Consider the following 11653-nt stretch of genomic DNA (forward strand, 5'->3'; position numbering starts at 1 on the left):
GGCTGCAACTGCAGCCGGCCCTTCTCGATGCCGATGAACAGCTGCTTCTGGCCTATGAGCAGGCCTGTGCCCAGGCGGGGGAGCGCCTGCAGTTGCCGCTTCCCTCCGCGCAACGGCTGCCGCTGTTTTCTGCTGATGCCACCCGTTTGCAGCAAAGCCTGCAGTTGTTGATCAGCAATGCCCTCAGCTTCAGCACCGGCTCTGTGCGTTTGCTGGCTGAGGTGATCGGCGATCAGCTGGTGTTGCATGTGCAGGATTCCGGCCCGGGCATTCCCGAAGCCGAGCGGGCGCTGGTGTTTCAGCGCTTTCAGCGCGGATCCACAGCGGCGGGGCAACGGGGGCCTGGTATCGGCCTGGCGCTGGTGGATGAACTCACGCGGGCGATGAACGGTGAGGTGGTGATTGCTGAGGCACCCGGCGGTGGGGCCGATCTGCAGCTGCGCTTCAAGGTTGCGGCAGCCGCGCCATAAAGCCCACCCCTCGCACGGTGTGCAGCAGCCGGGGACGGTCGGGCCCTTCCAGCTTGCGGCGCAGATAGCCCATGTACACATCCAGGGTGTTGGGGTCGCCGACGAACGGCGCTCCCCACACGCTGTCGAGGATGTGTTGGCGGGCCTGCACTTCGCCGTGGTGTTTCACCAGAAAGGCGAGCAGATCAAACTCCCGCTGGGAGAGGGCCAACTCCCGTTCGCCCTGCTGCACTTTGCGGCTCATCAGGTCCAGCTGCAGATCGCCGAGGGTCAATGGTTCGGCGAAAGCATCTGGGTTGGCGTAGCGGCTGCGCCGCAGCTGGGCGCGAACCCGCGCGTGCAGTTCCGGCAGCTCGAACGGCTTGGTGATGTAGTCATCGGCTCCCAGATCCAGGGCTTGCACCCGATCCTCCAGATCGTGGTGGGCCGTGAGCATCAGCACCGGTGTGGTATCGCCGCTGCTGCGCAGGCGCCTGCAGATCTCGATGCCGTTGAAATCCGGCAGGTTCCAATCGAGCACCACTAGATCAAAACGCTGTTGGCGCAGCAGCAGCAAAGCCTCGGCTCCGCAGTTGGCCCCCTGGCAAACGATGCCGTCTTGGCTGAGTTCTTCGAGCAGAAACTGCAACAGCTTCGGGTCGTCGTCGACGATCAGCAGTTGGCCGCTGGGCTCCTCGGCCATCGCGAACAGGTCGTTGCCGTCACCTTATGGCTGGCGGGCGGGGAATGCTTCAGCCAGTTGTGCTGCTCCTGTTCCCATGTTTTGTTGCAAACCGCGTCGGCATCCGTTCAGGCCGCAGGCCCAGGGCTTCGTGATGCCCCTGGCTCTTGGGGTGTCATCCCTGCTCCTGTTGGGCAGTGCCTCCATTCACACCCTCAGCCTTCAGGGGCGCTTGCGGGCGGCGGCCCATCAACAGCGCGCCGCCGGCGCGGATCAGTTGCGCTCGGCGGCCCAGGCGTTTGCGGCGGCGGCCCAGGGCCCCCAGGCCTGTTTGCTGCCCTTGCCGTCTGCGGCCTGGGAGGTGAGGCCCTCCGCCTGCCCGCAGGCCGACCCCCAGCTGCTCACGAGTGGCGTTGTGGCTGGAGAGCCCTGGCGCCTGATCAACTGGAAGCCCGCTGCCAGCCGCGGAACTCTGCTGCTGGCCACAGGCGATGGCCGCCAGGCGCAGGTGCTGGTGCATCTGCTGGATGGCGTTGGCATCACAGCGCTCGGGGAGCCCCAGCTACTCGGCCGACCCGCTCAGGAGGAGGCCTGATGAACCTGATCGAAGTGTTGATCTCCAGCCTGCTGCTGGCAGGAAGCAGTGCCGCAGCACTGGGGGTGTGGAGTCAGGCTGCAAGCGAAGTGGCGGCGTCCACTCGGCTCGAGCAGCAGGGGGATCAGTTGGAACAGCTCCGTCTGGCGAGCCATCGCTGGCTGATCGCCGAAGCCGGGCCCCACATGCTCACCCATGGCTCCTGCCACTTTGCTGTGAGCAGCCTCAGCGCAGCCATGGATGCAGCGCTGCCGCTGCCCGAGGGGATCCGCCGGCAGTGGACAGTCGATCCCGATGGCGTTGGTCTCTGGCAGGAGCTTGAGGCGCACCCACCCCAGGGCCCTGCTGGCCCGCAGCGGCGTCAGCTGATCACCCCAGCGGCCTACGGCCTGTGCCAGCCATGACGCGTGTTCGCAATGGATTCACCCTGGTGGAGGTGATGGTGGTGGTCGCCATCGTGGGCATCACCTGCAGCATCGGCCTGGTGCATGCCGGTGCCGACCGGGATCGGTTGCAGATCGAGGCGGCGGCCCGTCGCCTGCGCCTGGGGCTTGAACGCGCCCGGCTTTCTGCCCGCCGGCATCAGCAGGCCTGTGCAGTGGCCCTTGGTCCTGAGGCCTGGCTGGCGGCTGAAAGTGACGCCTTGCCTCCTTGCAGGGGTGCGGCGCTGTCGCTCCAGGAGGGCGACGGCCAAGCCGGAATCAAGGTGCACACCAATCTGCCTTCGGTCCTGCGGGTGTCAGCCAACGGGTTGTTGCTCGATGGCGGCACCACGGTGCTGCACCATCCCCGGGTATCCGCCAGCCCCTGTCTGGTGGTGAGCCTGCCCCTGGGGATCAGCCGAATCGGCCGCTATACGGCGCCTTCCCCAGCGGAGGGAGAGGCGTTGCGCAGCAGCCAGTGTCGGCCGTTGCCTCAGGAGGGCTGACCCGGTGATGGATCGCCAACGCGCCAGGGGCTTCACCCTGTTGGAGCTGTTGCTGGCTATGAGTTTGGGCACTGCGTTGTTTGCGCTGTTGCTGCGCTTGATCGGTGCCGACCTGCGGCTGGGTTCGGCCATGGCCGAGCGCCTGCAGACCACCGGGCTGCAGCGCCGCACGTTGGCGCTGATCAAAGCCGAGATCGCAACCGCCCAGGGCTGGATGGTCGATCCACCCCCCTCGAAAGCCTGGCCTTGCTCCCTCAGCGGACGGCGACCCGTGCTCGCCATCGCCATGGGGGCCGGCGATCCAGATGCCCGGGGCAGCGCTGTGATCGTTTACTCCGTTGGCCGGGCACCTTCGGCGATCTGGCGGGGACAGGTGCTGATGCGTTGCGGTCCGTCTTACGGGCTCGATGGCGTGATTAATCTTGAAGGGGCCTATCAAAACCGGGTGTTGCTGGATGCATTGCCCGATCGTTCCGTTCCTGGATTCAGCGCCCAGAACCATCCAACGCTTCCGCTGCTTCAACTGCAACTGGAGCAGGAGCTTCATGATCGGTCCGGCCAACAGCGGCGTCTCCAGAGCCGCCTGGATGCCTGAGTCACGACGGGTCTTGCTCGGAGATCCCCTAGTTGGGGGACGACAAGGGCTTGGCTCTGCCTTGAAATGAGAGTGTTGTTCCCAGGTTGGCTGATGCCCTGGCGGCCACGCCTGTTCACGGCACCATCCACAGCGATTCAGCGGCGTTTGGAACGCACAAGCCTGGTGGCCGTGTTGTTGGGCTACGGATTGCTGCTGGTGGTGAACCTGCAGGTGTTCGCCCAGCAGCGTTATCAACGCCAGCTGGACATCATGCGCAGGGCCGAGCGTGTCGTCCTGCGCAGCAGTGCCGAGCAGGTGGATGCGCAAACGCTGCAGCGCACCTTGAGCCACTTCTCCACCTTTGATCTGGCCCTCTGGGGGCATCCCGAGGGCTTTCCGGCCGGCATGGTGATGCCCCAGCTCAGCAGCAACGATCTGATCGTTTCCACTCCGGCGCTGCGTTTTCAGGCTGAAGAACAGGTGCGTCGCACGTCCCGTCCGCAAACCTTTGACGCCGAAGGCCGCACCTACATGGTGAGTGGCACGACCCTCAGCCTGGGCAAAACCCCCTGGAGCCTTTATCTGCTGAAGGACGTGAGCGAGGACGTGGCCTTGCAGCGCCAGCTCAATGGGATCCTCACCGCGGCGGCCCTGTTGGCGTCGTTGCTGACGCTGATGATCAATCGCCGCGGAATTCAGCGCAGCCTTCGCCCCCTGCGCCGTTTTGGTGAAACCCTCAGCGCCGTGCGCTCCAGTTCGCTGCAACAGCATCGCTTCATGCCGGGCCAGGAACCAGACGAGCTCCAGCCCCTTGCCCATGCCTTCAACGAGCTGCTGGACCGCCTGGCTCAGTCTTTTGAGCGTCAGCGCCAATTTGCCAGCACCGTGAGCCACGAGCTGCGCAACCCGATCACCCTGATCGCCGGCTACAGCCGCCGTTTATTGCGGCGTTCCCACAATCTCTCTGAGGAGCAGCGTCATCAACTGGCGATCGTCGAGGAGGAGAGCCGTCGTTTGGGGCGGCTGGTCACGGGCTTGCTGGCGATCACGCGAGCCGAAACCGGCAGTCTTCAACTCGAGCTCCAACCCTTGAGCGTTTGCGAGGCGGTGCAGCAAGCCATTGCCCTGGCCGAGGGGGCCGGCGAACGCCAGTTTCTCTTCTGCCCAGCGGAAGGCATCGATCCCCACAGCCTGCAGGCCTGGGCGGATCGCGACCGGGTGGTGCAGTGCCTCGTGAATTTGATCGAGAATGCCTGCAAGTACAGCCCCGCTCACACACCGGTTGAGATTGGCTGCTCCAGCACGCCGTCGCAGGTGGAGCTGCGCGTTCGCGACCATGGCCCGGGAATCCCTTTGGAGGAACGCAGCCTCGTGTTTGAGCGGTTCCGCCGCGGACAACACAACGCCGGTATCCCAGGCAGCGGCATCGGCCTGGCGGTGGTGTCCACTCTCGTCTCGCAGATGGAAGGAGCGGTGTCGGTGGAGGACGGCGAGGGCGGAGGAGCCGTGTTCGTGATCAGCCTCAGGCGATGCCCTCGTCCCTCGGATCCACGGCTCCAGCCTCATCGCCATTGAGGAGATAAAAGGCGATCACGGCGAGACAGGCGATGGTGAGAAACAAATGATCGATCCAGCCAAAGCGCACGCCCATGCCCATCAGGGCGATGTGGGTGTTCACCACCACCAGCACAACCAAGAAGGGAGCGAGCAGCAAAGCAGGCAGCGGCTTGATGCTGCGGTGTTGACGCCACAGGCTCACCAAAGGGGGGATCAGCACGGCGGTTGAGAGGGCATGCAGCAGGCGCATGCTCACCTCGCTGTGCAAGTGGGGGGTGATCGTGGCCCAGAGGTTGGCCGGCACCAGCAAGGTGCAGAGGATGAGGTAGGCGATCATCAAGCCGATTGCAGAAGGATGCAGAAGCGGCTACCCATCCCGGGTTCACTGGCCACAGTGATCGATCCCCCCATCGCTTCCACCAGTAATTTCACCACGGAGAGTCCGAGGCCGCTGCCGCTGTAGCCCCCGGTGTTCGACCCGCGATGGAAGCGTTCAAAGATGTGGGGTTGGTCGCTGCTGGGAATGCCGATGCCATGGTCGATCACCTCCACCTGAACGCCCTTGGCAACCCGCGCCAGGGTGAGCTCGATCGGTTGATCCGGCGGTGAGTATTTGTGGGCGTTTTCCACCAGGTTGACCAGCACCTGATGCAGCCGGGATGCATCGGCAAGAACGACAAGGCCGGCCTGATCGCCGGGCCCTTGCGCTTCAATCGTGCGCCCGTAGGCAGGCCCTTGCACGCGCACGATGGTGTCGATGACGGGTTGCAGCTGCACGGCTTCCTTCTTCACCTGCAACCGGCCGGAATCACTGCGGGAGAGATCGAGCAGGTCATTGAGGAGCTGCTGCATGTCGGTGGTTTCGTCCTGGGCGTCCTGCAGGCGTTGCCTCAAGGCCGGATCCAGATCCGGCGCCTTGCGCATCACCCGTTTCAGCGAACCGGAGACGAGGGTGAGTGGTGTTTGCAGTTCATGGCTCACCGCGCTCACGAATTGGCGCTGCTGACTCCACGACCAGGCCAGCCGATCGATCAGGGCGTTGTAGGTGCGCGTGAGGCGGGTGAGCTCCACGGGCCCCGTGGGGACCGGCAGGGCCGCCGATTTCAGCCCGTCGGCGGTGAGTTCCGCGCTGCGGTCGCTCAGATCCTGCAGGGGCTTGGTGATCCGACGCACCAGCAGGGTGACCAGCGCCAGGGAGCCTCCGAGGCAGCTTCCCCAGATCACGATCATCCAGCCCAGAAATTCCGTTTGCGATCGCCCCAGCCCGGTGATTTCCGTGCTGCTCCAGAGCAGGGCACCGGAGTTCAACTTGCGGTCGAGCAGGGTGAGGTAGTCGCGCCCATTCAGCTCGATCACATGGGCCTGTCCTGGCGTGCGCGTGCTGTTGGCGGCCATGGCTGTTTGCAGCAGACCCTGCGGTAGCGGCAGATGCGAGCGCTCCGGGCTGAGCACCGAGCCATCCGGTTGCTCCAGCCAGAGTTGGGTGCGCACGCTGGAGTGATCCTGCAGTTCCCTGCGGATCACATCCTTTCCTTCGCCGCCGTGGGCCACCAGGCAGAACGCCAGCGATTCCGAACCAGCCCGGAGCTCTGCCTCTCCCACCTGCAGGCGTGTGCGCTCGCTCAACCAGAGCCCTGTGCTTGTGGCCGCTGTGAATCCCAGCAGCACGGCGGCATAGGTGGCCAGCTGCAACTGCCCCAGCATGCTGCCGGTGAGGCGTTGCTTCCAGGGGCGCGACGGTTGCATAGGTCAATCCTGCTCGTTGCCGCTCAGGCAGGCAAGAATGCATCCCATCACACGCTTGCGCTGACGTGAGCTTTGCGTCGTCTCCCCTGGGCACCGCCCGGCCGAGCCTCTCGGGCCGCATGGCGCGCTGGGGTTTGGTGATCGTGGCGATTTATGTGCTCGTGGCCTTGGTCACTCCGCTGTTGCTGGCCGCTGGAGTGTTGCCCGACCCCAATGCCGGGCTGGACAACCCCATCTATGCACCTCCGTCGTGGCAGCACTGGTGCGGCACGGACCGGCTGGGGCGGGACGTGTGTGTGCGCACGTTGCAGGGCAGTGGGGTGGCGTTGCAGGTGGTGCTGCTGGCCGTCGCCCTTGCCCTTGTGATCGGAGTGCCCCTGGGCATGGTGAGCGGGTATCTCGGCGGCGCTGTGGACCGGATCCTGGTGTTGCTTATGGACACCCTTTACACCCTGCCGGTGCTGCTGCTGTCGGTGGTGCTGGCCTTTCTGCTCGGTCGGGGCATCCCCAACGCCGCGGCAGCCCTCTGCGTGGTGTATGTGCCCCAGTATTTCCGCGTGGTGCGCAATCAAACAGCCCAGGTGAAGGCTGAGTTGTTCGTGGAAGCCGCCCGCACCCTCGGGGCGGGGCCGCTTTGGATTCTGCGCCGCTACTTGCTGCGCAACGTGATCACGTCCGTGCCGGTGTTGCTCACGCTCAATGCCGCTGATGCGGTGTTGGTGCTGGGTGGCCTGGGATTTCTCGGCCTCGGTTTGCCGGAAACGGTTCCGGAATGGGGCAGCGATCTGAACCTGGCCCTGGCGGCTGTCCCCACGGGCATCTGGTGGACAGCCCTTTATCCAGGGCTGGCGATGTTCATCCTGGTGCTGGGCCTCTCCTTCCTGGGTGAAGGCTTGGAGGCTTGGGTGAGCAGCACGGGCCGAGACGCGGCACACTGAAAGCAGCGCTTGAACCATCCATGCCGTTCTGGGCCACGCTCGTTTTGCTGTCGCTGATGGTGATCCTCTGGGTGTCGGGCCGCGGCAATCCCGATGATGTGATCGGTCTGCTCGAGCAGATGCTGGCCATCACCCTGGGGCTGGTGGTTCTGTTTATCGGGCGCAGCCTGCTGCTTGAGGTGCTGGCGCTGGTGTTTGCGCTGCGCTTGCCTGCGGCCCGCCGGAACCATCCGGTTCAGCAGCGCACCCAGGGAAGCAAAGACGTATTGATGCCGTTCTGATTATTGGCGTGCTGAAGCAACGGATGGACGATCCTCAGAACGCCAGCTGAAACGCCACTAGAAAGCCCATCACGGTGAGGATGGCGTACTCCGAGAAGCTGATGATTCCCAGGGGCGTTTTGGTGTTGCCTCCCACACAGGCGCAGTTGAGGGCGAGCTTGTCGACATACACCGCCTTGATCACCGAGGCCATGCCGGGCACGCCCACCACCAGCGCGGCCCAACCGGCCAGAGGCAAGGGAGAACTGAGCAGAAAGCCAAGGCCGATCAGCAGCTCAACGCCGGGGTAGAGCTTTCCCCAGGGCCGCCAGCGCTGGGTGATGAGGTCGTACTTCACGAAGCTGGCCGCGAACGACTCCACATCCATCAGCTTGAGCATCGCCAGCGCGCAGATCGAAAAGCCCATGAAGTGCTGGATGATGCTGTCGCCCAGCACCAGGGCCATCAACAGAGCCGTGCCAAACACGGCAACCACGGGTGTGTAGGAGTAATCAGCGCTTTCCGCCTGTTCTCCCAGCGCAGCGGCGAGTTCGCTGTACCCCCCGATGCGCCTGTCGCCCGCAAAAATCTGCGGCGTGGTCGGCACGTTGTGACGCTGCTTGAAGGCGTTCACATCCTCCTGGCTGCTGAGCAGGTGGTCCTGAAAGGCGATGCCCCGGTTCTTCAGCAGCGCAATGGCCTTCAGTCCCCAGGGGCACTCATGCTCCGGCAGCGACATGCGATAGAGATGCACATCACCCAGTTCGATGGCCATCGCGGGGCGGTCGCATTCACTGATCCGGACCGTAGCCGCTGGTTCGAAGATCAGCAGCGCAATTTGGCGGTGCGCGGAAGATCCTCAAGGATCTCTCCATCCCCGCTCAGTGCTGGATAGCTGCGTCCCTGTTCCCGGCACCAGGCGGCCACCTGGGGGTAAGCCCATTCGAACAGCAGATCGCCGTATTGCTCCGCTGGGATGCCTTCGCCGTTGTGCGGTGCCACGCCCGCTGCCTGGCGTTGGCGCAGCGCTTCGAACAGCAGGGTGGCCGTGGCCACCGACACATTCAAAGATTGCACCATCCCCCGCATGGGGATGAATACGGCCTGGTCCATCAAGCCCGTGGCCTCCTCGGTGAGACCCCACTTCTCAGCGCCGAGCACGAAGGCGCAGGGCCCGGTGAAGTCGCAGTCGCGGTAATCACGGGCATCCACGCCCAGGTTGGTGCCATAGAGCTTGAAGCCTCGATCCTTGAGGTGGTGCACCGCGGAAGCGATCGTGGCGTGGTCGCGCAGGGGAACCCAGCGCTGACTGCCCTGGGCCGTGCTGTTGAAGGTTCTCGGTCTGCCGCTGAAGCTCACCGCATGGGCTTCCAGCACACCCACCGCATCGCAGCTGCGCAGGATGGCTGAGAGGTTGTGGGGTTTTTCAACGTGCTCCACCAAAACCGTGAGGTCGGCCATCCGTTGATTGAGCACGGTGCGCAAGCGCTCGAAGCGCCGGGGGAGCAGGGGCATCAGCCGATGGGGGAATGCATGGAGCCTGCTTTGAGGGTATGCAACGCCCGACCCAGTCAGATTCCGACGCAACCTTGAGGCTGATCAGTCATGAATTGGCGTTGCAGCGATTCAGCATCAAGCTGACTTCACAAGCACTGGCATGAAGCGTTCGTTCGGCACCGGCGTTGCTGTGGTGATGGCCCTGGCGGCCACGGCACCTGCGTTCCATCCCCCGGCGACGGCTGCACCCCTCACGGTGTATGACTACGACAGAGACGACGTTGATCGCCGCGATGGGACTGCAGGGCGTCGGGTGCGATCCAGTGCCGCTGCCGACACCGACACCAACAGCTGCGTGGAAGGCAGCGTGATCGGCGGATTGCTGGGGGCCGGTCTGGGCGCTGCTCTGTCCCGCGGCAATGGCCGCTGGATCGGTGTGCCGGTGGGAGGCGCTGCCGGTGCCCTGCTCGGTTGTCAGGTGGATGGTGGTTGATGGCGAAGGCGCCCTCCAAGCTTGGCTTTGATGGGCGTGTCCATGCGGTCGTTGCCCTCATTCCCCATGGACGGCTGGCCACCTACGGGCAGGTGGCCGACTGGATCGGCGCCTATGGCTGTGCGCGGCAGGTGGGTTGGGCCCTGCGCAGGCTGTCCCTGCCAACGCCCATCCCTTGGCAGCGGGTGGTGAATGCCCAAGGAAAGATTTCGATGAGTCTGAGCCGCGAGGGCTCGGATTGGATCCAGCGTGAGCTGCTGATCAGCGAAGGCATCCCCGTGGATGACGAGGGACGGCTGCCGCTGCGCCGTTTCCTCTGGGAGCCCGACCGAGAACAGCTAGCGCAGGTGCTTTTGCGCTGGGATGCCTCAAAAGCGGAAGCTGGTTTGCATCAATCCGCCGAGATTGTTGATGGTTGTACCAAGCCCAGTGGGGGATAAGGCGCCAACTTCCCCGCCCACCTGCCATGCGTAGTAGATGGCAGGTGTGATGGCGATGTGATCCGACAGCTGCCAGCGGTACCAGGCTTCCCACACCAGATTGGAATCCTGGGCGATGCGGGCTACAGGAAATCCCCGAGGCGTACCTACGCCACTGTTCGTCACGAATGGAGCCTGCCCAATGGCTGTTCCGAAGCTGTTGCCTTCCAAGGCTTTGCCAGCCCATTGCAACCCAACCATCCATGATTGCACCCGTGGCCTGTACACAGGCATGTAGGGAGCTCGTTCAACAGAGCTATATCCCCAGCCCAGGCTGATTGATGGCCAAACACCTGATGTCAGCGGTTCCAAATAGGCACTGACGCCCACATTGCTGGTGCTGTTGGTTGGGAAGTTACTGTCTGGTCCTGATATCTCAATGGCGCGGGGTGTTCCATTCGGGAATGAGAGATTGCGGCTGTAGGTGTAGGCCGCAGCCACGCCCCATCGCCATCGCGGTTGTTCGCCACTGAAGCTCAGTTGCGTTGTCCAGGACGAGCTCGTGGCCTCACTGGCAAGACCGCCTGCGTTGCTAAAGGAGGAAGGCAGAACTCCAGGAGTTTGCGCATCATTGGGATTTGTATTGCTGAATTGGCCATTGACTGCGATGTAGCTGCTGCTCAATCGCAGATTGTCACGACCAAAGAGTCGTTGGAGCGTGAACCCCCCGCCCGCACCAAGAGCATTGAAGTTGTACGTGGCTGGCGCGCCAGCAAACGTGAACAGACTGAGGATTCTCCCTTTGTTGTAGGCGCTGGGCCAGAGACCGAGCATCCCTGGATCATCCATTCGAACGATCGGCCCGAGGGCAACCTTCACATCTGCCCCAAAGGGGACTGAGTAAAACAACCTGTTAATCGCAAAAGTATTGGCCAGGGCTGGCTCCTGAAATGCACTCTCAAGTGTGTTGATGGCCAGGTAGTTATTGCCAAACCCGCTGTTTTGGAAGTTGCCTGCGCGCAATCGTGTGCGTAGGAGATCGTTACCGGTAAAGCTTGTATCCAGGTCGATTTCAAAGTTGTAGTTGAAGCTCGCTGCTCCATTCATCGTCTGGGCCATTGGCACAGACCAAAACCCGAAGGTGTCTGAACCCGAGTAAGTATTCGCGCCCACAACGAACACGCTCCGTCCTTTCAGCCGTGTGGTGGCGGTGAACTGGGTGGCTTCCAGTTCGCCCACGCGGGCTTCCAGACCGTCCACGCGGCCCTTGAGGATGGCGAGTTCCTTCTCGAACTCCTTCATCAGACGCTTGAGCTCGTCGGTCACTTCGGTGACGCGGTCGAGACAGGCGTTCAGCAGGGCAGCCGCTTCAAAGCGGGTCATGGCCCGGTTGCCGCGGTAGGTGCCGTTGGGGTAGCCAGCGACGCAGCCGTAGCGCTCGATCAGGTTGCTCAGTGCCTGGTAAGCCCAGTCGGTGGGATACACATCAGAGAACTGAGTGATGCTGGTGAC

General features: G+C 63.5%; 16 protein-coding genes. 10 read left to right on the forward strand and 6 right to left on the reverse strand.

The annotated features are described in order from the left end of the window. On the forward strand, window positions 1–470 hold a 470-nt coding region (locus KQ296_RS08450), incomplete at its 5' end, for a sensor histidine kinase KdpD (protein ID WP_259726446.1). On the opposite strand, the gene KQ296_RS08455 is transcribed toward KQ296_RS08450, so the two are convergent. Further along, window positions 445–1152 (reverse strand): response regulator transcription factor, encoded by a 708-nt coding sequence (locus KQ296_RS08455; protein ID WP_011933691.1) that lies wholly within the window; start codon window positions 1150–1152, stop codon window positions 445–447. The two genes, KQ296_RS08450 and KQ296_RS08455, sit on opposite strands and share 26 nt — an antisense overlap. 133 nt (window positions 1153–1285) lie before the next feature. Here KQ296_RS08455 and KQ296_RS08460 point away from each other — a divergent pair, with 133 nt between their 5' ends. From KQ296_RS08460 to KQ296_RS08480, 5 genes are all read left to right on the forward strand, one after another. Then, complete coding sequence (locus KQ296_RS08460; RefSeq protein ID WP_259726447.1) at window positions 1286–1726, forward strand: hypothetical protein; 441 nt, start codon at window positions 1286–1288, stop codon at window positions 1724–1726. Then, window positions 1726–2130 (forward strand): hypothetical protein, encoded by a 405-nt coding sequence (locus tag KQ296_RS08465; RefSeq protein ID WP_011933689.1) that lies wholly within the window; start codon window positions 1726–1728, stop codon window positions 2128–2130. Before KQ296_RS08460 ends, KQ296_RS08465 begins: the two co-directional genes overlap by 1 nt. Next, window positions 2127–2654 (forward strand): prepilin-type N-terminal cleavage/methylation domain-containing protein, encoded by a 528-nt coding sequence (locus tag KQ296_RS08470; RefSeq protein WP_011933688.1) that lies wholly within the window; start codon window positions 2127–2129, stop codon window positions 2652–2654. Before KQ296_RS08465 ends, KQ296_RS08470 begins: the two co-directional genes overlap by 4 nt. A 7-nt stretch (window positions 2655–2661) precedes the next feature. Beyond that, window positions 2662–3249 (forward strand): prepilin-type N-terminal cleavage/methylation domain-containing protein, encoded by a 588-nt coding sequence (locus KQ296_RS08475; RefSeq protein ID WP_011933687.1) that lies wholly within the window; start codon window positions 2662–2664, stop codon window positions 3247–3249. Between the two features lie 93 nt (window positions 3250–3342). Then, window positions 3343–4806, forward strand: a complete 1464-nt coding sequence (locus KQ296_RS08480) for a HAMP domain-containing sensor histidine kinase (protein ID WP_011933686.1) — start codon at window positions 3343–3345, stop codon at window positions 4804–4806. Here KQ296_RS08480 and KQ296_RS08485 read toward each other — a convergent pair. Continuing rightward, a complete protein-coding gene (locus KQ296_RS08485) occupies window positions 4754–5125 on the reverse strand; it encodes a hypothetical protein (protein WP_011933685.1) in 372 nt (123 codons plus the stop codon). The two genes, KQ296_RS08480 and KQ296_RS08485, sit on opposite strands and share 53 nt — an antisense overlap. Further along, the gene (locus KQ296_RS08490) at window positions 5125–6534 is read right to left on the reverse strand and encodes a HAMP domain-containing sensor histidine kinase (RefSeq protein ID WP_011933684.1); all 1410 of its coding nucleotides are present in this window, start codon (window positions 6532–6534) and stop codon (window positions 5125–5127) included. Before KQ296_RS08490 ends, KQ296_RS08485 begins: the two co-directional genes overlap by 1 nt. Window positions 6535–6653: 119 nt before the next feature. Between KQ296_RS08490 and KQ296_RS08495 the strand changes: the two genes are divergently transcribed. Continuing rightward, the gene (locus tag KQ296_RS08495) at window positions 6654–7472 is read left to right on the forward strand and encodes an ABC transporter permease (protein WP_083833648.1); all 819 of its coding nucleotides are present in this window, start codon (window positions 6654–6656) and stop codon (window positions 7470–7472) included. A gap of 20 nt (window positions 7473–7492) precedes the next feature. Further along, complete coding sequence (locus KQ296_RS08500) at window positions 7493–7753, forward strand: hypothetical protein (protein WP_011933682.1); 261 nt, start codon at window positions 7493–7495, stop codon at window positions 7751–7753. 34 nt (window positions 7754–7787) lie between these two features. On the opposite strand, the gene KQ296_RS08505 is transcribed toward KQ296_RS08500, so the two are convergent. Both KQ296_RS08505 and trmH read right to left on the reverse strand, forming a co-directional pair. Then, window positions 7788–8507: a MauE/DoxX family redox-associated membrane protein gene (locus tag KQ296_RS08505; RefSeq protein WP_011933681.1), complete on the reverse strand. Its 720-nt coding sequence runs from the start codon at window positions 8505–8507 to the stop codon at window positions 7788–7790. Window positions 8508–8557: 50 nt separating this feature from the next. After that, entirely contained in the window at window positions 8558–9247 is a 690-nt protein-coding gene (gene trmH / locus KQ296_RS08510) for a tRNA (guanosine(18)-2'-O)-methyltransferase TrmH (protein WP_011933680.1), read from the reverse strand. Between the two features lie 142 nt (window positions 9248–9389). Between trmH and KQ296_RS08515 the strand changes: the two genes are divergently transcribed. Both KQ296_RS08515 and KQ296_RS08520 read left to right on the forward strand, forming a co-directional pair. Continuing rightward, a complete protein-coding gene (locus KQ296_RS08515) occupies window positions 9390–9722 on the forward strand; it encodes a glycine zipper 2TM domain-containing protein (protein WP_011933679.1) in 333 nt (110 codons plus the stop codon). Further along, window positions 9722–10162, forward strand: coding sequence for an MGMT family protein (locus KQ296_RS08520; RefSeq protein ID WP_011933678.1), 441 nt, complete (start codon window positions 9722–9724; stop codon window positions 10160–10162). Before KQ296_RS08515 ends, KQ296_RS08520 begins: the two co-directional genes overlap by 1 nt. On the opposite strand, the gene KQ296_RS08525 is transcribed toward KQ296_RS08520, so the two are convergent. Then, a partial coding sequence (locus KQ296_RS08525; protein ID WP_259726448.1) for an iron uptake porin occupies window positions 10091–11653 on the reverse strand: 1563 nt, incomplete at its 5' end. The genes KQ296_RS08520 and KQ296_RS08525 overlap by 72 nt on opposite strands.

It is taken from the genome of Synechococcus sp. CS-197 (assembly GCF_025128215.1).
In the GTDB taxonomy this organism is placed as follows: Bacteria; Cyanobacteriota; Cyanobacteriia; order PCC-6307; family Cyanobiaceae; genus Synechococcus_C.